General features: G+C 65.3%; 25 protein-coding genes. 10 read left to right on the top strand and 15 right to left on the bottom strand.

The annotated features are described in order from the left end of the window. Nucleotides 1-9 precede the first annotated feature (9 nt). The 6 genes from ACE3OO_RS06255 to ACE3OO_RS06230 all read right to left on the bottom strand — a co-directional run bounded on the left by ACE3OO_RS06255 (nt 10) and on the right by ACE3OO_RS06230 (nt 3,501). Complete coding sequence (locus ACE3OO_RS06255; protein WP_374300883.1) at nt 10-513, bottom strand: PAS domain-containing protein; 504 nt, start codon at nt 511-513, stop codon at nt 10-12. After that, a complete protein-coding gene (locus tag ACE3OO_RS06250) occupies nt 510-1,004 on the bottom strand; it encodes a PAS domain-containing protein (protein WP_374300881.1) in 495 nt (164 codons plus the stop codon). The genes ACE3OO_RS06255 and ACE3OO_RS06250 overlap by 4 nt, the downstream gene beginning before the upstream one ends. A 69-nt stretch (nt 1,005-1,073) precedes the next feature. Further along, nucleotides 1,074-1,505, bottom strand: coding sequence for a DoxX family protein (locus ACE3OO_RS06245; RefSeq protein ID WP_374300878.1), 432 nt, complete (start codon nt 1,503-1,505; stop codon nt 1,074-1,076). A gap of 25 nt (nt 1,506-1,530) precedes the next feature. Beyond that, nucleotides 1,531-2,286, bottom strand: a complete 756-nt coding sequence (locus tag ACE3OO_RS06240) for a putative DNA-binding domain-containing protein (protein WP_374300876.1) — start codon at nt 2,284-2,286, stop codon at nt 1,531-1,533. Between the two features lie 2 nt (nt 2,287-2,288). Further along, complete coding sequence (locus ACE3OO_RS06235) at nt 2,289-3,125, bottom strand: DUF692 domain-containing protein (protein WP_374300874.1); 837 nt, start codon at nt 3,123-3,125, stop codon at nt 2,289-2,291. Between the two features lie 91 nt (nt 3,126-3,216). Further along, nucleotides 3,217-3,501 carry a DUF2282 domain-containing protein gene (locus tag ACE3OO_RS06230; RefSeq protein WP_374300872.1) on the bottom strand — a complete coding sequence of 95 codons (285 nt, stop codon included), beginning with the start codon at nt 3,499-3,501 and terminating at the stop codon, nt 3,217-3,219. Nucleotides 3,502-3,698: 197 nt separating this feature from the next. Between ACE3OO_RS06230 and ACE3OO_RS06225 the strand changes: the two genes are divergently transcribed. After that, nucleotides 3,699-4,253 carry a sigma-70 family RNA polymerase sigma factor gene (locus tag ACE3OO_RS06225; protein ID WP_374300870.1) on the top strand — a complete coding sequence of 185 codons (555 nt, stop codon included), beginning with the start codon at nt 3,699-3,701 and terminating at the stop codon, nt 4,251-4,253. After that, on the top strand, nt 4,250-4,885 hold the full coding sequence (locus tag ACE3OO_RS06220) for an NrsF family protein (RefSeq protein WP_374300868.1): 636 nt from the start codon (nt 4,250-4,252) through the stop codon (nt 4,883-4,885). Before ACE3OO_RS06225 ends, ACE3OO_RS06220 begins: the two co-directional genes overlap by 4 nt. A gap of 62 nt (nt 4,886-4,947) precedes the next feature. Here the strand turns inward: ACE3OO_RS06220 and ACE3OO_RS06215 are convergent, their stop codons facing one another. Continuing rightward, the gene (locus tag ACE3OO_RS06215) at nt 4,948-5,973 is read right to left on the bottom strand and encodes an aspartate-semialdehyde dehydrogenase (protein ID WP_374300865.1); all 1,026 of its coding nucleotides are present in this window, start codon (nt 5,971-5,973) and stop codon (nt 4,948-4,950) included. Nucleotides 5,974-6,175: 202 nt separating this feature from the next. On the opposite strand from ACE3OO_RS06215, the gene ACE3OO_RS06210 reads away from it, so the two are divergent. The 4 genes from ACE3OO_RS06210 to ACE3OO_RS06195 all read left to right on the top strand — a co-directional run bounded on the left by ACE3OO_RS06210 (nt 6,176) and on the right by ACE3OO_RS06195 (nt 8,931). Then, nucleotides 6,176-6,670, top strand: a complete 495-nt coding sequence (locus ACE3OO_RS06210; RefSeq protein ID WP_374300863.1) for a DUF1348 family protein — start codon at nt 6,176-6,178, stop codon at nt 6,668-6,670. A 119-nt stretch (nt 6,671-6,789) separates the two neighbouring features. Beyond that, entirely contained in the window at nt 6,790-7,350 is a 561-nt protein-coding gene (locus ACE3OO_RS06205) for a TetR/AcrR family transcriptional regulator (protein WP_374300861.1), read from the top strand. Between the two features lie 49 nt (nt 7,351-7,399). Further along, the gene (locus tag ACE3OO_RS06200) at nt 7,400-8,320 is read left to right on the top strand and encodes a glutathione S-transferase family protein (protein ID WP_374300858.1); all 921 of its coding nucleotides are present in this window, start codon (nt 7,400-7,402) and stop codon (nt 8,318-8,320) included. A gap of 5 nt (nt 8,321-8,325) precedes the next feature. Beyond that, entirely contained in the window at nt 8,326-8,931 is a 606-nt protein-coding gene (locus ACE3OO_RS06195) for a 2-hydroxychromene-2-carboxylate isomerase (RefSeq protein ID WP_374300856.1), read from the top strand. 101 nt (nt 8,932-9,032) lie between these two features. Here the strand turns inward: ACE3OO_RS06195 and ACE3OO_RS06190 are convergent, their stop codons facing one another. From ACE3OO_RS06190 to leuC, 5 genes are all read right to left on the bottom strand, one after another. Then, nucleotides 9,033-9,668: a LysE family translocator gene (locus ACE3OO_RS06190; RefSeq protein ID WP_374300854.1), complete on the bottom strand. Its 636-nt coding sequence runs from the start codon at nt 9,666-9,668 to the stop codon at nt 9,033-9,035. Further along, nucleotides 9,665-10,282 (bottom strand): glutathione S-transferase family protein, encoded by a 618-nt coding sequence (locus ACE3OO_RS06185; protein ID WP_374300851.1) that lies wholly within the window; start codon nt 10,280-10,282, stop codon nt 9,665-9,667. Before ACE3OO_RS06185 ends, ACE3OO_RS06190 begins: the two co-directional genes overlap by 4 nt. Nucleotides 10,283-10,493: 211 nt before the next feature. After that, entirely contained in the window at nt 10,494-11,606 is a 1,113-nt protein-coding gene (gene leuB / locus ACE3OO_RS06180) for a 3-isopropylmalate dehydrogenase (protein ID WP_374300849.1), read from the bottom strand. A 129-nt stretch (nt 11,607-11,735) separates the two neighbouring features. Then, entirely contained in the window at nt 11,736-12,359 is a 624-nt protein-coding gene (gene leuD / locus ACE3OO_RS06175; protein WP_374300846.1) for a 3-isopropylmalate dehydratase small subunit, read from the bottom strand. Nucleotides 12,360-12,392: 33 nt separating this feature from the next. Further along, on the bottom strand, nt 12,393-13,805 hold the full coding sequence (gene leuC / locus ACE3OO_RS06170; protein ID WP_374300844.1) for a 3-isopropylmalate dehydratase large subunit: 1,413 nt from the start codon (nt 13,803-13,805) through the stop codon (nt 12,393-12,395). Between the two features lie 160 nt (nt 13,806-13,965). Here leuC and gcvA point away from each other — a divergent pair, with 160 nt between their 5' ends. Then, nucleotides 13,966-14,871 (top strand): transcriptional regulator GcvA, encoded by a 906-nt coding sequence (gene gcvA / locus ACE3OO_RS06165; RefSeq protein ID WP_374300842.1) that lies wholly within the window; start codon nt 13,966-13,968, stop codon nt 14,869-14,871. A gap of 162 nt (nt 14,872-15,033) precedes the next feature. On the opposite strand, the gene ACE3OO_RS06160 is transcribed toward gcvA, so the two are convergent. After that, the gene (locus ACE3OO_RS06160; protein ID WP_374300840.1) at nt 15,034-15,447 is read right to left on the bottom strand and encodes a 4-oxalocrotonate tautomerase family protein; all 414 of its coding nucleotides are present in this window, start codon (nt 15,445-15,447) and stop codon (nt 15,034-15,036) included. A gap of 122 nt (nt 15,448-15,569) precedes the next feature. Here ACE3OO_RS06160 and ACE3OO_RS06155 point away from each other — a divergent pair, with 122 nt between their 5' ends. Then, nucleotides 15,570-16,427: a LysR family transcriptional regulator gene (locus ACE3OO_RS06155; RefSeq protein ID WP_374300838.1), complete on the top strand. Its 858-nt coding sequence runs from the start codon at nt 15,570-15,572 to the stop codon at nt 16,425-16,427. A gap of 4 nt (nt 16,428-16,431) precedes the next feature. On the opposite strand, the gene ACE3OO_RS06150 is transcribed toward ACE3OO_RS06155, so the two are convergent. Both ACE3OO_RS06150 and ACE3OO_RS06145 read right to left on the bottom strand, forming a co-directional pair. Continuing rightward, nucleotides 16,432-16,836, bottom strand: coding sequence for a DoxX family protein (locus tag ACE3OO_RS06150; RefSeq protein ID WP_374300835.1), 405 nt, complete (start codon nt 16,834-16,836; stop codon nt 16,432-16,434). A 109-nt stretch (nt 16,837-16,945) separates the two neighbouring features. Next, a complete protein-coding gene (locus ACE3OO_RS06145; protein ID WP_374300833.1) occupies nt 16,946-17,596 on the bottom strand; it encodes a glutathione S-transferase family protein in 651 nt (216 codons plus the stop codon). Between the two features lie 104 nt (nt 17,597-17,700). Between ACE3OO_RS06145 and ACE3OO_RS06140 the strand changes: the two genes are divergently transcribed. Together ACE3OO_RS06140 and ACE3OO_RS06135 are read left to right on the top strand one after the other, a co-directional pair. Beyond that, entirely contained in the window at nt 17,701-18,102 is a 402-nt protein-coding gene (locus ACE3OO_RS06140) for a winged helix-turn-helix transcriptional regulator (RefSeq protein ID WP_374300831.1), read from the top strand. Next, complete coding sequence (locus tag ACE3OO_RS06135) at nt 18,099-19,160, top strand: DMT family transporter (RefSeq protein WP_374300829.1); 1,062 nt, start codon at nt 18,099-18,101, stop codon at nt 19,158-19,160. Before ACE3OO_RS06140 ends, ACE3OO_RS06135 begins: the two co-directional genes overlap by 4 nt. Nucleotides 19,161-19,191: the final 31 nt, after the last annotated feature.

Genomic DNA, 19,191 nt, shown 5'->3' with positions numbered 1-19,191 from the left:
CGCGACGCCTCACAGTCTCGGCAGCAACTCGGCGCCGTTGCCGTCATAAAAGACGGTGAAGCCCAGCAGCATGTCGACATCGCGGCCATTCCCGGCCAGCGGCAGCATCATCCGCTCCAGTTCCGCGGCCTCGGCATTCATGCCGAAACGCGGCTTGCCGCGGCGATGGCTGGGCCGGCCTTCCGTGGCGGCGATGAAGCTGGCATGCATCGCAACATTGCTGACGAAGTCCGGCTCCATCTCGTGCAGCCAGCGGCCGGTCTTCGGCCCGCCAAAACCCAGATCGACATGACTGCCCACCAGGCGGAACCGAAAGCGTGGAATGGCGATATCCTCGGCCGGCGGATGCACCTCCAGCAGCCAGGCATAGGGCAGCAGCCTGGGCATGTTCAGCGGATCGATATGCTGCCGGCCCGGCAGCAGGCCGCCACCGGGATGCGCCGCGCGCCAATAGGCCAGGCCATCCTGCATCACGCGATGCGCGCTGTCGGGCAGGACGAAATCGGCGGTCATATGCTGCCTTTCAGCACCTGCCCGTTCCGGGTCAGGAACAGCGACAGGCAGAACAGCATGTCGACATGTTGTCCATCGGCGGCCATCGGCAGGAAAATGCGTTCGATGGTCAGATGCTCCAGGCCGGGCGGAAAAACCGGCGTGCCCTTGCGATAACCCGGCAGGCCGCTTTCGGCCACATCGGCAAAGGCGGCAAAGCGCGGATGGCCTGGCGCGAAGGCTGGATCGATCTCGTCGATCCAGCGGCCGACCACGGTTGTCCCCGATTCCGTGACACGGCGGATCGCGGTGCCCAGCAGGCGATAGCGGAAACGCAGAGGCTCGCGCTGCACATCCACCAGCCAGACATGCGGCAGCAGGTTGGGTACGGCGGTCGGGTCCAGCCGCGAACGCCCGGGCAGGCCGCCGCCGGGTGGATGAATGTTCAGCCAGTATTCATGAGCCCGGCGGATCAGCGGATGCGAATCATCGGGCAGCTCGAAGTCGCGCATGCATGGCTATTACGCATGATGCGGCATGGTTCTGCAATTGCTGCGTGCGCGCGATGTGGTTCGCATGCGTCAGCCGCGTGGAAACAGCGCATCCAGCGCGAATTTCCCCGGTCCGCGCGCGGCAACGATCAGCAGGCAGATCGCCCAGACGCCATGGGTCGGCCAGGCATCGGGATAGACGAAAATCTGGATCACCATCGTCATGCCCAACAGGCCCAGGGCCGAGAAACGGCTGGCCAGGCCCAGCACCAGCAGTACCGGCAGAAGGTGTTCGCCCAGGGCTGCCAGATGCGCCGCCAGCACCGGGTCGATCAGCGGCAGTTTGTATTCCTCGCGGAACAGGAACACGGCGTTGTCGGAAACCCGCCAGCCGTCCAGCTTGCTCTGGCCCGATTGCCAGAAGATCGCGGCGGGAAACAGCCGCGCGCCGAAAGCGATCAGGCTGTAGGGGATACGGTCAAGGCCGGCAATGATCTGCCGGATCGCGTCGGCTGCGGGCATAAACGGTCTCTCTCTTTGGAATGTCTCAGGGCATGCGGATGGCGGTGATCAGGCCATCGGTGAACAGGGCGGCCAGGGCAACCGGGAAGTCGAAATCCGGCGCTTCGGCAAAAGCCGACAGCGCGGCATCGCCCAGCGGCTGGTCGTTGCGCAGGCCATCGAGGAAGGCGGCGGCACCCGGCGGCAGGCGGCGGATATCCACGCGCTGCGTGAGGCCGCGGCCGACCCGCAGCACCAGTGCATCCTCTGGAGCCCACGCGGCGATCTCCGTCAATGGGAGGGCATCGCTATTCATCGCCCAGATGGTGGCGGCGGGATGTTCCGAACGCAGCAATGCGCAGGACGGATGCAGGCTCACATGCATGTGCTGCAGGCTGGCGGGATCGAGCCGGGCCAGCATGGCCGGCGGCAGGTTGTCTGCATCGGCGGCGTGATGGGCGCGGTTGCGCATCGCCTCCAGCCGCGCCACGTCGGCCAGGTAAGGCAGTTCGGCGGCCGGTGCGAAAGCCGCGATGAAATCGGGCATGCTGTCGCCGTAATGCAGCAGCACGGGCGAATGCGGCGGCTGGGCCAGCACATATGCGCGCGCCATGGCGGCAAAGAATTCCGCGCCGACGATGCGTTCGGTGGCGGGAAAACCGGCAGCCAACGCGCGCACCAGGCCGAACACCACGTTGTTGCGGTGGACATTGAACCGCTGCGTGATGTCGCTCGGTGCTGCCAGCCCGACGGGCGGTGGCAGGCTCGGATTCAGCAAGGCGGCGGCAAAAGCGGGCTGCATGGTCAGGCCGCCTGCCGCAGCGCATCGAGCGCCGACTGCACTTTGGCCGCTTCACGCGCCAGCACCGGCCAGTCGGGCACTTCGTTATCCCATTCGATCAGGGTCGGCTGCGGGTCGCACAGATGCAGCGCGGTTTCGTATAATGCCCATACCGCATCGGCCACCGTTGCGCCGTGATGGTCGATCCACAGCGGTGCGCCGTGATCGTCGGTGGTGGCATCGTGGCCGGCCAGATGGATTTCGCCCACATATCGCTGCGGAAAGCGCCGCAGGTAGTCCTCGGGGTTTTCGCCGCGGTTGCGGCAGGCGACGAACACGTTGTTCACGTCCAGCAGCAGGCCGCAGCCGGTTTGCCGCGCGATCGCGGCCAGGAATTCGGTTTCCGGAATCGTGCTGGCGCCAAAGCTTACATAGGTTGCCGGATTCTCCAGCAGGATGCGCCGGCCCAGGATCTGCTGCGTCTGGTCCACATGTCCGATCACGCGGGCCAGCGTGGTTTCCGTGTAGGGCAGGGGCAGCAGGTCGTTCAGATACACGCCGCCATGGCTCGACCAGGCCAGATGTTCGGAAAAACTCTGCGGCGCATAGCGGTCGCACAGGGCGCGCAGCCGGCGCAGGTGGTCCTTGTCCAGCGCGGCTTCGCCACCGATGGACAGGCCCACGCCATGCAGCGACAGGGCATGGTCGCGGCGCAGGTCCGCCAGCATCGCATGCGGCAGGCCGCCATCGCCCAGGTAATTCTCGGCATGCACCTCGATGAAACCGAAATGCGCCTCGCTTTCGCGCATGGCAGCGAAATGTTCGGGCTTGAAGCCGGTGCCGGCGGAAATGGGCAGCATGGAGAGGTTCCGGAAAGAAGATCGGGGCGCCGGGGGGTAACGGGCGGCGCCCCGCTTGGGGCTATGTGTCAGCGACGAGGCTGGTTCTCGTTCAGCCCTTCATCGGTTCCAGCGAGCCCATGCCCTTCGGGGTCTTCATGGTGACGCAGGTGCCCTTCGGCACCAGTTTGAAGGCATTGCCCTGGTAATCCACTTTCGAGGTGCCGGCGCAGGTGGTGCCGGGGCCGGCGGCGCAGTCATTCTTGCCGGCCAGCGAGACGCCGTAGCATTTTTCCTTGTCGGCGCCCTGCGCCGGCGCATCCATGGAGATCAGGCCGATGGCGGTGGCGAGCGAGCCGGCCAGGATGGCGGCGGTCAGATGGGTCTTCGCGAGCATGGGTGTTTCCTTCAGTGATCGGCCGCGGGTTGCGAAACGGGCGGCTGCGGCCTGCTGCCGCCCTTACCCGATCATTCGCAGCCAACCCGCGTTGTGTTACGCTGCTCACGGTTTTGTGTAGCGGCGGAAATTTTCGCCGCCGGCCGTAACAGGCTAGCCCCGTGTAGCGAATACCTTATGCAGAGAATGGACGGACAGTGAGCGAGCGAGACGCCGAATGGGCGGCCCTGATGCGGGCCGGCCTCGCGGGCGACCGCGCCGCTTATGCCGAATTGCTGGCCGTGCTGGCTCCTGTGCTGCGCGCTGCGGCGCGGCGCGGTCTGGTACGGGCCGGCATGCCGGCGAATGACGCGGAGGATGTGGTGCAGGAGACCCTGCTGGCGATCCATCTGAAACGGCAGACCTGGCAGCCTGACCAGCCGATCGGGCCGTGGATTCGTGCCATCGCCCGCAACAAGCTGGTGGATGCCCTGCGCCGTCGCGGCCGTCGCGGCAGGGAAGTCGATATCGACGATCTCAGCGATGTGCTGGCCGCACCGCCGGAAGCCGACGACAGCCTGACGCGCGATGTGGCGCGTCATCTGGATGGCCTGAGCGCGGGCCAGCGCCAGGTGGTGCAGGCGATTGCCGTCGAGGGTGTCTCGATCCGGGATGCGGCCGCCCGGCTGCTGATGAGTGAAGGCGCGGTGCGCGTGGCCCTGCATCGCGGGCTGGCCGCGCTGGCGATGAAACTGAGGGAGAGGCCGGAATGAAAACCGACGACCTGATCCGCGCCATCGCCGCCGATGCGGCGCCGGCCCCCTCGCTGCAATCGCGGTTCGCGCTTCTGCTTGGTCTGGCGGTCGCGGCAGCGGCAACCGCTTTCTGGATATTGCTTGGCCCGCGTGACGATGCCGTGCAGTCGCTGGGTCAGCTGCGCTTCGTGTTCAAGTTCGTCGTCACGCTCAGCCTCGCCGTGCCGGCCATTGGCCTGGTGCTGCGGCTGGTGCGGCCCGGTGCGGCCCTGGGCATCTGGCGTATCGCGATTCTGCTCAGTCCCGGCCTGCTGGCGCTGGGCGTCGCGCTGGAACTCGCCGCCCTGCCGTCCAGTTCCTGGCGCGAAGCCATGGTGGGCGAGAATGCCCGCCTCTGCCTGACTTACGTGCCGCTGATCGGGCTGGCGCCGCTGGGCCTCCTGCTGCTGGCCCTGCGTCAGGGTGCGCCGGCGCATCCCATGCGGGCCGGCGCCGTGGCCGGGCTGATTGCTGGCGGCATCGCGGCCAGCTTCTATGCCGCGCATTGCCCTGACGACAGCCCGCTTTTCGTGGCCGTATGGTACAGCATCGCGATCACCATGCTCACCGTTTTGGGCGCTCTGATCGGCAGCCGGCTGCTGCGCTGGTAAACAAAAAAAGGGCCGCTGATCCAGCGGCCCTTCGATGTGCGCTGCTTGCGTCGCAGGTCGTTTTACGCCGCCTGCTTCTTGAGATGGTTGGCCGCCAGTTCCTCGGCGATCTGCACGGCATTCAGCGCCGCGCCCTTGCGCAGGTTGTCCGAGACCACCCACATCGCCAGGCCGTTCTCGACGGTGAAATCCTCGCGGATGCGCGACACGAAGGTGTTGTAGTCACCCGCGCATTCCAGCGGCGTGATGTAGCCGCCCGGTTCGCGCCGGTCCAGCACCTGCACGCCCGGGGCAACGCTCAGGATCTCGCGCGCTTCCTCGGCCGAGATCGGCTGCTCGAACTCGATGTTCACGGCTTCGGAATGGCCGATGAAGACCGGCACGCGCACGCAGGTGGCGGTCAGCTTGATCTTCGGGTCGAGAATCTTCTTGGTCTCGGCCGTCATCTTCCATTCCTCCTTGGTGAAACCGTCGTCCATGAAGACGTCGATATGAGGAATGACGTTGAAGGCGATCTGCTTGGGGAACTTCTGCTTCTCGACCGGGTCGTTGACCAGGATCGCCTTGGTCTGGCGCTCCAGCTCGGTCACGCCGTCGTTGCCGGCGCCCGATACCGACTGATAGGTCGAAACCACCACGCGCCGGATCGTGGCGCGGTCATGCAAAGGCTTCAGGGCCACGACCAACTGCGCGGTCGAGCAGTTCGGATTGGCGATGATGCCCTTCTTGCGATAGCCGGCAATGGCGTCGGCATTCACTTCCGGCACGATCAGCGGCACGTCGGGATCCATGCGCCACTGGCTGGAATTGTCGATCACCACCGCGCCGGCGGCCGCCACACGCGGCGCCCATTCCTTCGAGGTGGCGCCGCCAGCCGAAAACAGCGCGATGTCGACGCCGCGGAAGTCATAATCATCGAGCGCCTTCACCTTGATCTTCTGGTTGCCGAAATGGGCGTCCTTGCCGACGGAGCGGCGGGAGGCGAGCGGCACCACTTCCGAGACCGGGAAGTTGCGTTCGTGCAGGATGTTGAGCATTTCGCGGCCCACCACACCGGTGGCGCCGACGACAGCGACCTTATAGGCCATGACGTACCTTCTTTCTCTGGTCCGGCAGATCGACACCCGGCGGACGGTGATACACGAGGACAATGTTGGCGCCCGGCAGGCCGTGCCCGGCAGGCGAGGCGGAACCTAGGCCCGGTTTTTCCGGTTATCAAGCGGGAAATTGTCGCGGTTGACACCTGGGCAGCCGTATTGTACCGATAGGTACAAACAATGGAGCCCCCTCATGACCCAGCCTGTCCAGACTCAGCCCACCCAGTCCCGCCCACCCCTGCCGCCGTTCACAGCCGAAACCGCCGCTAGTAAGGCCCGCATGGCCGAGGATGCCTGGAACAGCCGGGATCCGGCCCGGGTGGCGCTGGCCTATACGCCGGACAGCCTCTGGCGGAACCGGGCGGAATTCATCTGCGGCCGGGCCGAGATCGAGGCGCTGCTGACCCGCAAATGGCAGCGCGAGATGGACTATCGCCTGATCAAGGAGGTCTGGGCCTTCACCGATAACCGCATCGCCGTGCGCTTTGCCTATGAATGGCATGACGACAGCGGCCAGTGGTATCGCAGCCATGGCAACGAACAATGGCAGTTCGATGCGAACGGCCTGATGGAACGCCGCGAGGCCAGCATCAACGACGTACGGATCGCGGAGGCGGACCGGAAATTCCACTGGCCTCTCGGTCGCCGGCCGGACGATCATCCGGGGCTCAGTGAGCTGGGGATGTGAAAAAGAACCGTCATGGCCGGGCTCGACCCGGCCATCCACGAGTTTTTTTAGTAAGACGTTTTTTAGTAAGACGTGGATGCCCGGCACAAGGCCGGTCATGACGATAATAGGTGACTGCCATGCCCGCCGCCCTGCTCAGCCGTGAAGACGCCGTCGCCCGCATCGCCGAGGTGTTCCGCGAACACGGCTTCGCCGGCGCGAGTTTAAGCACGATCACCGAGGCCACGGGTCTGGGCAAGGGCAGCCTGTATAACCACTTCCCTGGCGGCAAGGACCAGATGGGTGAAGAGGTGCTGGCCCATATCGATGGCTGGTTCGAGACGCAGGTCTACGCGCTTCTGCGGGGTTCAGCCGATCCGCGCGCAGCGATAACGGCCATGTTCGATGCCGTGGACGCCTATTTCCGCTCCGGCCGGCGCATCTGCCTGGTCGGCGCCTTCGCGCTGGATGCCACGCGCGACCGTTTCGCGTCCCGTGTGCAGGATTATTTCATCCGCTGGATCGATGCGCTGGCGGCGGCGCTGGAAAAAGGCGGCGCGCCGGATGCCGGTGCGCTGGCCGAAACCACCGTGGCCGGCATCCAGGGTGCGCTGACTTTAAGCCGCGCACTCAATGACCCGGCGGTGTTCACGCGGCAGATACGGGAAATGCGCGCCCGGCTGAATGCCGCGCTTGCCTGACGCTGCGGCAATGCCCTTAATCTTCCCGGCATAGCCTGGGAGGAAAACAATGTCGGGCCCGATCCTGCATCATTACGGCACCTCGCCGTTTTCGGAAAAAGTGCGCGTCGCCTTCGGCATCAAACAGCTTGCCTGGCGCTCGGTGAAGATCCCGCCGATGATGCCCAAGCCCGACCTCACGCCGCTCACCGGCGGCTACCGCAAGACGCCGGTGATGCAGATCGGCGCCGACATCTTCTGCGACACGCAGATCATTCTGCGCGAGATCGAGCGTCGCCATCTCCAGCCGACGCTGTTCCCCGGCCTGTCGAAAGGCCTGGCCGAGGGCGTCGCCTACTGGGCCGATCACCAGCTTTTTTCCGCCTGCGTCGCCATTGCGTTTGGCATCATGGGCGAGCAGATGCCCGACGCCTTCCTGGAAGATCGCGCCAAATTCTCCGGCCGGCCCATCGACCGCACGAAACTCAAGCGTCAGTCGGCCGTGATGCACGGGCCTTTGCGTGCCCATCTCGGTTGGGTGGAAGAGGCGCTGAGCGACGGCCGCGCCTTCCTGTTTGGCGATGCGCCCAGCCTGGCCGATCTCGCCGTCTATCATGGCGTGTGGTTCGTGCGCGACCGCGCCAAGTCCGACGCCGTGGCCGATTACGCCAAACTCAATGCCTGGGCCGACCGCATGAAGGGTTTCGGCCATGGCACATATACCGAAATGGACGGCAAGGAGGCTTTGACCATCGCCGCGCAGGCCCAGCCGATGGCGATGCCCGGCGGCGTGGCGCCCAATGTGCTGGGCCTGAGCCTGAACGACACCGTCAGCGTCACGCCCGACGATACCGGCCGTGATCCGGTGGTGGGGCAACTGGTGGCGCTGGATGCCCAGAGCATCACCATTCGCCGGGCGTCTGAGGAAACCGGCGATGTGCAGGTGCATTTTCCGCGCGCCGGCTTCATCCTCGTGCCGCATAAAGGATAAGCGTCATGAGCAAGCAGATCGAGGTCTTCTACGACGTCTCCTCGCCCTGGACGTATCTGTGCTTCGTCAACGTGCAGACGCTGGCGAAGGAAGAGGGCGCCGAGATCCTCTGGCGGCCGTTCCTGGTCGGCGGCGTATTCAACACGGTGAATCCCACCATGTATCGCATGCGCGAGAATCCGGTGCCGGCGCGCGACGAGTGGACCCGCAGGGACATGCAGGCCTGGGCGCGGCTGGCCGGCGTGAAGATCGTGTTTCCGCCGAAAGTCTTTCCGGTCAATCCGGTGAAAGCCCTGCGTGCGCTGCTCTGGGCGAAGGAGCAGGGCCGGGAAGTGCCGCTGGCCCAGGCCTTCTTCGAACTCTACTGGAGCGAAGACAGGGATATCAGCCAGGACGACGTGGTGGCGGAAGCAGCGCGGCGTGCGTCTCTTGATCCGGCCTCGCTCGCAAAGGCGATCGCCGAGCCCGGCGTGAAGGAACAACTGAAGAAGAATACCGACGAGCTGATCGCCCGCGGCGGCTTCGGCTCGCCCACGCTGTTCGTGAACGGGGAGATGTTCTTCGGCAACGACCGCCTGCCGCTGGTGCGCGAGGCGTTAAGGCGGGCATAACTTTCCGTCTTTGTCATGCTCGGGCTTGACCCGAGCATCCACGAGTTTTTTTAGTAAGACGTGGATGCCCGGCACAGGGCCGGGCATGACGGGCTAGGGAATCACACCCGCCGCAGCAGCCCCGGCGTCGACTGCCACAGGGCCTGCAGGCCGAAGCCCAGGAAGATCACGCCGGAGACTCGCGTCACCCACAGCTCATGCCGGCGATAGAGTCTGCGCACCGGCGCGGCGCCGATCACCCAGACCAGGATCGCGTCGCCGATCACGAAACCGGCGCAGGCCGCCAGCAGCAGGGGCGGCAGGCTGGCCCAGGTCAGCGCGCCGGCATGGGCCGCCAGCAAGGCCGTGAACATGGCGATCGCCACGGCATAGCTTTTTGGATTGGTGATGCCGAAGGCGAGTCCGCGCCGCAGCGGCTGCGTCACTTCGGTGCTTAAGTTCCCGTCGTCACGACGCTGCACCGTCACGGCGCGCCAGCCGAGCAGCAGCAGGTAGGCGCCGCAGACGAAGCCCAGGATATCGAAAACCAGCGTGCCGAGGCTGGCCGAGCCGATGATGGCAGTCAGCGCCAGCGCCGCCCAGACGATGTCGCCGGCGAAGTGGCCTGCCAGGAATTTCAGGCCCGCCACGCGGCCCTGCCCCGCGCCGATGCCCAGCAGGGCCAGGAAGGCCGGCCCGGGGGTGAGGGTGTAGGCTGCGCCGGCAAGGGCGGCGGCGAGATAGAGCGAGAGGCTCACGGCGTTTCCAGTTTGTGTGCCTGGAAGGCGGGCAGGGCTTCGGCGCGGGCGGTCAGGTCGTGCAGCTTCGGATACAGGCCGCTGCCGATCACTTCGGGCAGCATGGCCTGCAGGAAGGTCACCGTCACAGCCGTGGTGATGTCGGCCATGGTCAGGCGTTCACCCTGCAGCCAGGGATTCTGCGGCCGCTGCTCCAGGGCATTCAGGCCGCCGGTGGCCTGACGCAGCAGGTGCTGCCGCCAGGGCTCATGGATTTTCTCCGCCGGACGACGACGCGCCTCGTAGATCGCATTCACCGATTTATCCAGCACGCCGCTGGCAATCGCCATCAACTGCAGGCAGTCGCGCCGCGCTTTGCCATGGGGTGGGATCAGGCTTTTCGCCGGACCGACAAGGTCCATCAGGTAGTCGAGGATCGCACTGGATTCGATCAGCGTGTCGCCGTCTTCCAGCTGCAACGCCGGCACGCGGCCGACCGGGTTGATTTCCAGTCCGCGCTCGGGGTCGGCGGTCACCGAGAGATATTCGCGTGCATGCGGCACGTCCAGCATGGTCATGGCAATCGCCACGCGGCGCGTATAGGGCGACAGGTTGCGGCCGATCAGCGTCATCATGGTCTTGCCCTCCCGGTAACGGCGGCAAGAGTTGCGCCATCGCGCGACGATGGCAAGGGGCTGTCATGAAAAAGGCCGGGATAAGTCCCGGCCTCCAATCACAAGCGTCACCCTCGGGCTTGGCCCGAGGGTCCACGAGTTTTTTAATTAAGACGTGGATGCTCGGCCAAGGTGAGTCTCCTGGGCCCGAGCATGACGATTTCTCTTTTTCTTATGCCGCCAGCTTGTCGAGTTCCTTGAGCAGGGCATCGCCCATGCCGGTGGTGCCGACCTTGGCGGAACCGCCGCCCAGGTCGGCGGTGCGCACGCCGCTCTTGAGCACGTTCTCGGCCGCCTTGTCGATCAGGTCGGCATCGTTGCCCAGGTCGTAGGCATAACGCAGGGCCATCGAGAAGCTCTGGATTGTGGCGAGCGGATTGGCCACGCCCTTGCCTGCGATGTCGGGCGCCGAGCCATGCACCGGCTCGAACAGCGCCATGCGGCGGCCGGTGGCCGGATCGGCGGCGCCGATCGAGGCCGATGGCAGCATGCCGAGCGAACCGGTCAGCATCGCGGCCTCGTCCGAGAGGATGTCGCCGAACAGGTTGTCGGTCACCATCACGTCGAACTGCTTCGGGTTGCGCACCAGCTGCATGGCGCCGTTATCGGCATACATGTGCTCCAGCTGCACGTCCTTGTACTTCTCCTGGTGCAGCTTGGTGACTTCCTCGCGCCACAGCACGCCGGATTCCATCACGTTGGCTTTTTCCAGCGAGGTGACCTTGTTGCCGCGCTTCTGCGCCAGCTCGAAAGCCACGGCGGCCACGCGGCGGATTTCGCTGGTGGTGTAGACCTGGGTGTTGACGCCGCGGCGCTCGCCGTTGGGCAGGGTCTCGATGCCGCGCGGCTGGCCGAAATAGACGCCGCCGGTCAGTTCGCGCACGATCATGATGTCCAGCCCACGCACCAGTTCCGGTTTCAGGCTGCTGGCTTCCACCAGCGCGTCGAAGCATTTCGCCGGGCGCAGGTTGGCGAACAGGTCCATTTCCTTGCGCAGGCGCAGCAGGCCGCGCTCGGGCTTCTTGTCGAAGGACAGGTTGTCCCATTTCGGGCCGCCCACGGCACCCAGCAGCACCACGCCGCAATCCAGTGCGTCCTGCATGGTCTTGTCGGCCAGCGGCGTGCCGTGCTTGTCATAGGCGGCGCCGCCCACCAGGTCTTCCTTCACGTCGAAGGAAACATGCCGGCGCTTGTCCATCCATTCGATCACCCGGCGCACTTCGCCCATCACCTCGGGCCCGATCCCGTCGCCGGGCAGCATCAACATGGTACGGTTGGAAGCCATTGTGTTGTTTCCTTCTCTCGATCTTTCTTCGTCGTCATGCTCGGGCTTGGCCCGGCCATCCACGAATTCTGTTTTAAGACGTGGATGCCCGGCACAAGGCCGGGCATGACGGTTTTGGTTGTGGTGTGCTTACCGCCCCGGCTGGGTATAGAGCCAGGGCTGGGTGCCATGCTGCTTGCTTTCGAAGGCGTCGATCTTCGACTTCTTCTCCAGCGTCAGCCCGATATTGTCCAGGCCGTTCAGCAGGCAGTGCTTCTTGTGGGCGTCGATCTCGAACTTGATGGTGCCGCCATCCGGGCCCTTGATCTCCTGCTTTTCCAGATCGACGGTGACGCGGGCATTCTGGCCGCGCTTGGCATCGTCCATCAGCTTGTCCACATCGGCCTGCGGCAGCTTGATCGGCAGGATGCCGTTCTGGAAGCAGTTGTTGTAGAAGATGTCGGCGAAGCTGGGCGCGATCACGCAGCGGATGCCGTAATCCAGCAGGGCCCAGGGCGCATGCTCGCGCGACGAGCCGCAGCCGAAATTGTCGCCGGCCACCAGGATCTGCGCGCCCTTGTATTGCGCCTGGTTCATGAAGAAATCCGGCACCGGCTTGCCGTCCGGCGTCTCGCGCAGTTCGAAGAACAGGCCTTTCGCCAGGCCGGTGCGCTCCACCGTCTTCAGGAACTGCTTGGGGATGATCATGTCGGTATCGACATTGATCATCGGCAGCGGGGCGGCCACGGCCGTCAGTGTGGTGAACTTGTCCATGTCTGTCTCTCCCAGGGCTCTCTCTGGCCGTGCTCAGGCGATCTTGCGCACGTCGGCCAGCTTGCCGGCAATCGCGGCGGCGGCCGCCATCGCCGGGCTCATCAGATGGGTGCGGCCGCGCGCGCCCTGCCGGCCTTCGAAATTGCGGTTCGAGGTGGAGGCGCAGCGTTCCTCGGGTTTCAGCTTGTCGGCATTCATCGCCAGGCACATCGAGCAGCCCGGCTCGCGCCATTCGAAGCCGGCGGCGAGGAAGATCTTGTCCAGGCCCTCTTCCTCGGCTTGGTGTTTCACCAGGCCTGAGCCCGGCACCACCATCGCCTGCACGCCGGCGGCCACCTTGCGGCCCTTGGCCACGGCGGCGGCGGCGCGCAGATCCTCGATGCGGCCATTGGTGCAGGAACCGATGAAGACGCGCTGGATCGGCACGGTATCCAGCTTCTCGCCGGCCTTCAGCCCCATGTAGTTCAGTGCGCGTTCCAGGGCGGCGCGCTTCTGCTCGTCCTTCACATCATTCGGATTGGGCACCACGCCGGTGATCGGCGCCACGTCCTGCGGGCTGGTGCCCCAGGTGATATGCGGCGCGATATCCTCGGCCTTCAGTTCCACCACCGTGTCGTAATGCGCGCCCGGATCGCTGGGCAGCGTCTTCCACCAGGCCAGCGCCTGTTCAAAAGCGGCGCCCTTGGGGGCATGGGGCTTGCCCTTCACATACTCAAACGTCTTCTCGTCGGGCGCGATCAGCCCGGCGCGGGCACCCGCCTCGATCGACATGTTGCACACCGTCATGCGGCCTTCCATGGAAAGCCCGCGGATGGCGCTGCCGGTATATTCCATCACATAGCCGGTGCCGCCGGCGGTACCAATTTTACCAATGATGGCGAGGATGATGTCCTTGGCCGTCACACCGGGGCCAAGCTGGCCATCGATGTTGATCTTCATGTTCTTGGCCTTGCGCTGCGGCAGGGTCTGGGTCGCCAGCACATGCTCGACTTCCGAGGTGCCGATGCCAAAGGCCAGGCTGCCGAAGGCGCCATGGGTGGAGGTGTGGCTGTCGCCGCACACGATGGTCATGCCCGGCTGGGTGTAGCCCTGTTCAGGGCCCACGATATGCACGATGCCCTGGTTGATGTCGTTCATCGGGTAATAGTTGACGCCGAATTCGCGGGCGTTGCGGTCCAGCGTCTCGACCTGGATCTTGGCCTCCTCGTCCTCGAACACGAACTGGGCGCGGTCGGGCGTGGTCGGCACGTTGTGGTCGGGCACCGCCACGGTGCGGTCAGGGCGGCGCACCTTGCGACCGGCGGCCTTCAGGCCGGCAAAAGCTTGAGGAGACGTCACTTCATGCACCAGGTGCAGGTCGATATAGAGCAGGCCGTTGCCCTCGGAATCGATGTCGACGAGGTGGCTGTCCCAGATCTTGTCATACAGGGTGCGGGGCGCGGTCATGGCGGCTGGTCCGTTCTCTTGCGTATTTTTATTGCGAGTACAGGGCGTTTCGGGGCCAAAAATGGCCGGGGAATTCAACCCGACCGGCCCCCGTCCGTCCAGTGGCGATTATGCCCGGGCCGGTGGATTTAAATTCGCCTCCGGCTTAAAAGAAATTCCCATGGCCCACCTGCCCAGCCGCCGCCTGCTGCCCCTCAACGCCCTGAAAGCCTTCGAGGCCGCCGGACGGCACCTGAATTTCACCGCCGCCGCCGAGGAACTCTCGGTCACGCTGTCGGCGATTTCCCACCAGATCCGCCAGCTCGAGGAACTGCTGGGTGTGCCGCTGTTCCACCGCACCCGCAAGGGTCTGGTTCTGTCGACCGAGGGGCAGTTAATTTTACCAGACGTGCAGGAAGGCTTCGACCACCTGGCCTCGGCGCTCTCCAAGCTGGAGGCGCGGCGCGGCGAGGGCACGCTCACGGTGTCGATGCTGTCCACCTTCGCCATGCGCTGGTTCATCCCGCGCCTGCCGCGTTTCCAGGAGCAGTATCCCGATATCGAGGTGCGCATCACCACGTCGCTGAAACCCGCCGACCTGGAGCGCGAGGGCATCGACTGCGCCATCCGCCATGGCGACGGCGACTGGCCCGGCCTGTCCTGCACGCGGCTGTTCTCGGAATCCCTGGTGCCGGTGGCGCATCCGAAATTCGCAGGCGCAATCAAAAAGCCGGCCGACCTGAAGGACCAGAAGCTGCTGCATTCGCAGAACCGGCGCGATGACTGGCGCATCTGGCTCAACTCGGTGGGCGAGACCCGCATCGACGTGAATATCGGCCAGATGTTCGAGACGCGCTCCTACGCGATCCAGGCCGCCGTGCAGGGCATGGGCATCGCGGTGATGGATCCCGAACTGGTGGCCGAGGAAGTGGCGGCCGGCCGGCTGGTGAAACTGTTCGACAAGACCCTGCCGCTCACCAACGCCTACTGGTTCGTCTGTCTCGAGCACATGGCCGATGCGCCACGCATCAAGGCCATGCGCGACTGGCTGGTGCAGGACGTGTCGGCGAAGGGAACGCCCCTGTAAATCCGCCATTGCGCGATGGCATCGCGGAGTATCCTTGGAACGCGCGCCCGGCCTGGCATCAAGTCGGAGGACGGCGGCAGGACCGGGGTCTTGCCCGCTTGCGCAAAGGCGACCCAGTCGCGCAGCGATTGAGGCGAGACAGGCATCACATCCTCCCGCCCATCACGCCGCCACGCCCAGCTTGCCGGCAACATAGCGGCGTTCCTGGGTCAGGCCGCCGAAGCCGTAGCCATAGCCGTCAACGTTGTCGACATTCACATAGCTTTCCGAATGCAGGGCGCCCAGCAATTCGCCCATCGCCGCATAGACCCCGGCGATGAAGGCGGCCATCTCATCCTTGGTGTTGGTGCCCTGCACGATCTTGATGTCGAGGAAAAAACTCGCCAGCCCGAGTTCGGCCAGGCTGTCGCCGCCGCAGAACCAGGTTTCCGCTGCCACCGCCTCGACGGTGACGGCCGTGACCTTCGGATCCTTGCGCAGATGCTGCGCGGACAGGCGGCTGACGGTCGTGGCAATGGCGGGGACGAGGCCGCCGCGTGGATTCGGCGTGCTGTACTTCACCTGGATGATCGGCATGGCGGGCTCCCTGGTCTGTCCTGCTGGTCCGGTACGGCCCTGGCGGCCGTGGAGAGCAGGGTAGGGCCCGCTTGATCATTACAAAAGCTTATTTATTATTATATCAATAATAACGGAAATATATGATGAAACCTGCCCTCGACATCGATGCCCTGCGCGCCCTGGTGCTTGTTGCCGACTATGCCAGCTTCACGCGCGCCGCCGAGGCGCTGGCCACCAGCCAGGCGGCGGTCAGCCTGCGATTGAAGCGGCTGGAAGACAGGCTCGGCCGCCGGCTGCTCGAGCGCACGCCGCGGCTGGTGCAACTGACCCCGGCCGGGGCAACGCTGGTTGCCGAAGCGCGGCAGGTGCTGGCGGCTCACGACACCGCGTTGGCGGCGCTGGAGGCAAAACCCACGCGGCCACTCGTGCTCGGCATCAGCGACCAGTCGATCGGGGCGGGCCTGCCGGCGCTTCTGGCACGCGTGCGTGCCCGCCAGCCGGGCCTGCGGCTGGAAATCCGCATCGGCCTGTCGCGCGAAATCGTCGATGCCTACGAACGCGGCCGGATTGATGCCGCCGTCCTGCTGCAGGTGACGGGCCGCCTGCCACGCGGCGCGGAAACCCTGCTGCGGGACCGGCTGGGCTGGTTCGCGGCGCCGGATTTCGAATGGCAGCAGGGACAGCCGCTGCCCCTGGTGGCACTGGCGCCGCCCTGCGGCGTGCGCGCCGCGGCCATCCGGGCTCTGGACGATGCAGGTATAGCGTGGACTGAAACCTTCACCGGCGGCGGTGTCGCGGCTCTGGCCGCCGCCGTCTCGGCTGGCCTCGGGATCGCGGCCCTCGGCCGTCGCGCCCAGCAGCCAGACATGGTGGAACTGACAAAAAAACAGCGGCTGCCGGCATTGCCGGCAACCGCCATTACCCTTCAATCGCGGATCAGCGATCCGGTGCTGAACCGCGGCCTGCGCGAGATTGCCGCCGCGATCCGCGCCGGCTGAGCGTTTACTTGCCGCGGCTGTCGAGGCTGAGCGGACCGGCGCCAAAGGCGGCGACGAACAACAGGCCGCCGACGATGGCGAGGTTCTTGAAGAAGTTGATCTGCTGCATCATCACCTGTTCGGCCGGCACGGCCCAGTAATTGTGGAAGATCACGGCTGCCGCCAGGGTGAAGAGGGCCAGCACCAGGGCGGCATAGCGGGCCTTGAAGCCCACCAGCAAAGCGGCGGCCACGGCGATCTCGACGACGATGGTGCCGGCAGCTGCCACCTGCGGCAGCGGGATGCCCTTGGAGGCGATATAGCCCACAGTGCCCTGGAAGCCGCCGATCTTGGAAATGCCGGCGGGGATGAACAGCAGCGCGATCAGGATGCGGCCCAGCAGCGGGGCGAATTTCTCAATGGCAGTCATGGGAAGTGTCCTTTGCTTTTTTGGTGAAGGCAGGGCGGCGCAAGTCTAAACGCCGCCCTGCTTCTGTGACGCTCACAAATGGGTTACGCGGCCCGATTACGCGGCCCGATTACGCGGCCTTGTCCATCGCAGCCAGCGCGTCGGCCTCGCGGGCCAGCGCGCGCTGCACGGCGGGGCGCTGCTTCATGCGCTCGGCATGCTTGGCGTAGTTGGGATACGGCGCCAGATCGAGGCCCAGTTTCGAGGCCCAGTTGAAGAACACGAAGATATAGGCATCGGCCGCCGACCACTCGCCGAACACCCAGTCCTTAGTCCCCAGCGTCTTCTCGATCAGGGCGAAATTGCCGGCGGTGGCCTTGGCGGCCAGCGACTTCACGTTGTCGGCGCTTTCGGGCAGATCGCAGAAATTCTGCGGGCCGAAAAAGCGGCTCATCACCGGATGCACGCCCGAGGCGCACCAGGCGATGAAGGCCAGCGCCTCGGCTTCCTTCAGCGCATCGCCAGCGGGCAGCAGCTTGGCATTTGGATAGCTGCGGTTCAGGTAGGTGATGATGGCGGTGTTCTCGGTCAGCATGTGGCCGTCGATGCCCAGCATCGGCACCTTGCCCTTGGGATTCAGCGCCAGGTATTCCGGCGTGCGGGTCTGGCCCTTGCGGGTATAGGTGGGCTTCGGCGTGAAGGCCGCGCCGGCCTCTTCCAGGCAAATGTGGGTCGCCAGCGAGCAGGCGCCCGGCGAAAAATAGAAATCGAGCTTGGCCATCGGGACTTGATCCTCCTTGTATCGGCACGAAACGCCGGACCAGAGGCTTAATCCAACGCAGTATCGATTTGCAAGTAGGCACCTCCAGGCTCTATACTTGCCAAATGGATACCAAAGACCCCCTCGATTTCCGCCACGAGCTCACCGCAGACGGCCAGCCGCTCTGTGCGCGCATGATTTGCGCCACGCTCGACCTGATCGCCAACAAATGGGCGGTGCCGATCATCCTCACGCTCGCCCGTTCGAAAGGCGAGCCGCTGCGCTTCTCCGAACTCTCGCGCGCCATTCCGCTGATCACCCAGAAGGAGCTGACCAAGCAGCTCCGCGCGCTGGAGACCGCCGGACTGGTTGGTCGTCGCGTGCATGCCGCCGTGCCGCCCAAGGTGGAATACTGGCTCACCGATCTGGGCCAGTCGCTGCGTCCGGTGCTGGATGCCCTGGGCAAATGGGCGGCGCAGAACGGCCCGCGCCTGCGCGCGCAGGCGGAGCGCGACGCGGCGGAATGAGGCTTCCGGTGTCACCGGCCATCGGCATGGCACTGGGGGCGGCGGCCCTGTTTGGCGCCAGCACGCCGCTGGCCAAGATCATGCTCGGACAGATCAGTCCCTGGATGCTGGCGGGCCTGCTGTACCTGGGCGCTGGGTTCGGATTGGCCGTACTGCGTTTTTCCATGCGATGGTCCGGCAAGGCACCGGCCGAGGCGCCGTTGCGCCGCGCCGATCTGGGCTGGCTTGCCGCTGTTGTATTGTCCGGCGGTGTTGCCGGTCCGCTGCTGCTGATGCTGGGCCTGCAATACAGCGCGGGTGCCGAAGCGGCCCTGCTGCTGAATCTGGAAAGCGCGCTGACTCTCGGCCTCGCCTGGTTGGTCTTCCGCGAGAATGTCGATATCCGCATCGGCATCGGTGCCGCCGCGATCATCGCCGGCGCAGTTCTGCTGTCCTGGTGGATGCCGGTCGGCGCTTCGGGGCCGGGGGTTATGCTGATCGCGGCGGCCTGCCTGTGCTGGGCCATCGACAACAACCTGTCGCGCCGCCTGTCGGCGGCCGATCCGTTGCAGATCGCCATGATCAAGGGACTTGTCGCCGGCAGCATCAATTTCGGGCTGGCGCTGTCGTCCGGCGCATCCGTGCCGGCGGCAATGCCGCTGGCCGCCAGCCTCGCGATCGGCCTGTTCGGCTACGGCATCAGCCTTGTGTTGTTCATGCTCAGCCTCCGCCATCTGGGCACTGCGCGCACCGGGGCCTATTTCTCACTGGCGCCCTTCATCGGCGCGGCATTGGCCGTTGCGCTGCTCGGAGAACCGCTGGAATGGCGCCTTCTGGCAGCCGGCGTTCTGATGGGCCTCGGCTTGTATCTGCATCTGGCGGAACGCCACAGCCACGAGCATCGCCATGAAGCGGCCGCACACGATCATGCCCATGTGCATGACGAGCATCACCGGCACGGTCATGCGCCGGATGATCCGCCGGGTGAACCGCATGTGCATGCTCACCGGCACGGAACGCTGGTGCACGCCCACCCGCATTACCCGGACATCCATCACCGGCACGACCATATGGGCTGAGCGGCCATGCCAGCCAGACAGACAAAAGCCG

Source organism: Ferrovibrio sp., from assembly GCF_041906005.1.
Taxonomy (GTDB): domain Bacteria; phylum Pseudomonadota; class Alphaproteobacteria; order Ferrovibrionales; family Ferrovibrionaceae; genus Ferrovibrio.
This window is presented reverse-complemented; position numbering and strand designations above follow the sequence as displayed.

Coding starts and splice junctions, on each gene's coding strand:
- ACE3OO_RS06255 (WP_374300883.1), bottom strand. CDS start 513: ATGACCGCCGATTTCGTCCTGCCCGACAGCGCGCATCGCGTGATGCAG.
- ACE3OO_RS06250 (WP_374300881.1), bottom strand. CDS start 1,004: ATGCGCGACTTCGAGCTGCCCGATGATTCGCATCCGCTGATCCGCCGG.
- ACE3OO_RS06245 (WP_374300878.1), bottom strand. CDS start 1,505: ATGCCCGCAGCCGACGCGATCCGGCAGATCATTGCCGGCCTTGACCGT.
- ACE3OO_RS06240 (WP_374300876.1), bottom strand. CDS start 2,286: ATGCAGCCCGCTTTTGCCGCCGCCTTGCTGAATCCGAGCCTGCCACCG.
- ACE3OO_RS06235 (WP_374300874.1), bottom strand. CDS start 3,125: ATGCTGCCCATTTCCGCCGGCACCGGCTTCAAGCCCGAACATTTCGCT.
- ACE3OO_RS06230 (WP_374300872.1), bottom strand. CDS start 3,501: ATGCTCGCGAAGACCCATCTGACCGCCGCCATCCTGGCCGGCTCGCTC.
- ACE3OO_RS06220 (WP_374300868.1), top strand. CDS start 4,250: ATGAAAACCGACGACCTGATCCGCGCCATCGCCGCCGATGCGGCGCCG.
- ACE3OO_RS06215 (WP_374300865.1), bottom strand. CDS start 5,973: ATGGCCTATAAGGTCGCTGTCGTCGGCGCCACCGGTGTGGTGGGCCGC.
- ACE3OO_RS06210 (WP_374300863.1), top strand. CDS start 6,176: ATGACCCAGCCTGTCCAGACTCAGCCCACCCAGTCCCGCCCACCCCTG.
- ACE3OO_RS06205 (WP_374300861.1), top strand. CDS start 6,790: ATGCCCGCCGCCCTGCTCAGCCGTGAAGACGCCGTCGCCCGCATCGCC.
- ACE3OO_RS06200 (WP_374300858.1), top strand. CDS start 7,400: ATGTCGGGCCCGATCCTGCATCATTACGGCACCTCGCCGTTTTCGGAA.
- ACE3OO_RS06195 (WP_374300856.1), top strand. CDS start 8,326: ATGAGCAAGCAGATCGAGGTCTTCTACGACGTCTCCTCGCCCTGGACG.
- ACE3OO_RS06185 (WP_374300851.1), bottom strand. CDS start 10,282: ATGATGACGCTGATCGGCCGCAACCTGTCGCCCTATACGCGCCGCGTG.
- leuB (WP_374300849.1), bottom strand. CDS start 11,606: ATGGCTTCCAACCGTACCATGTTGATGCTGCCCGGCGACGGGATCGGG.
- leuD (WP_374300846.1), bottom strand. CDS start 12,359: ATGGACAAGTTCACCACACTGACGGCCGTGGCCGCCCCGCTGCCGATG.
- leuC (WP_374300844.1), bottom strand. CDS start 13,805: ATGACCGCGCCCCGCACCCTGTATGACAAGATCTGGGACAGCCACCTC.
- gcvA (WP_374300842.1), top strand. CDS start 13,966: ATGGCCCACCTGCCCAGCCGCCGCCTGCTGCCCCTCAACGCCCTGAAA.
- ACE3OO_RS06160 (WP_374300840.1), bottom strand. CDS start 15,447: ATGCCGATCATCCAGGTGAAGTACAGCACGCCGAATCCACGCGGCGGC.
- ACE3OO_RS06155 (WP_374300838.1), top strand. CDS start 15,570: ATGATGAAACCTGCCCTCGACATCGATGCCCTGCGCGCCCTGGTGCTT.
- ACE3OO_RS06150 (WP_374300835.1), bottom strand. CDS start 16,836: ATGACTGCCATTGAGAAATTCGCCCCGCTGCTGGGCCGCATCCTGATC.
- ACE3OO_RS06145 (WP_374300833.1), bottom strand. CDS start 17,596: ATGGCCAAGCTCGATTTCTATTTTTCGCCGGGCGCCTGCTCGCTGGCG.
- ACE3OO_RS06140 (WP_374300831.1), top strand. CDS start 17,701: ATGGATACCAAAGACCCCCTCGATTTCCGCCACGAGCTCACCGCAGAC.
- ACE3OO_RS06135 (WP_374300829.1), top strand. CDS start 18,099: ATGAGGCTTCCGGTGTCACCGGCCATCGGCATGGCACTGGGGGCGGCG.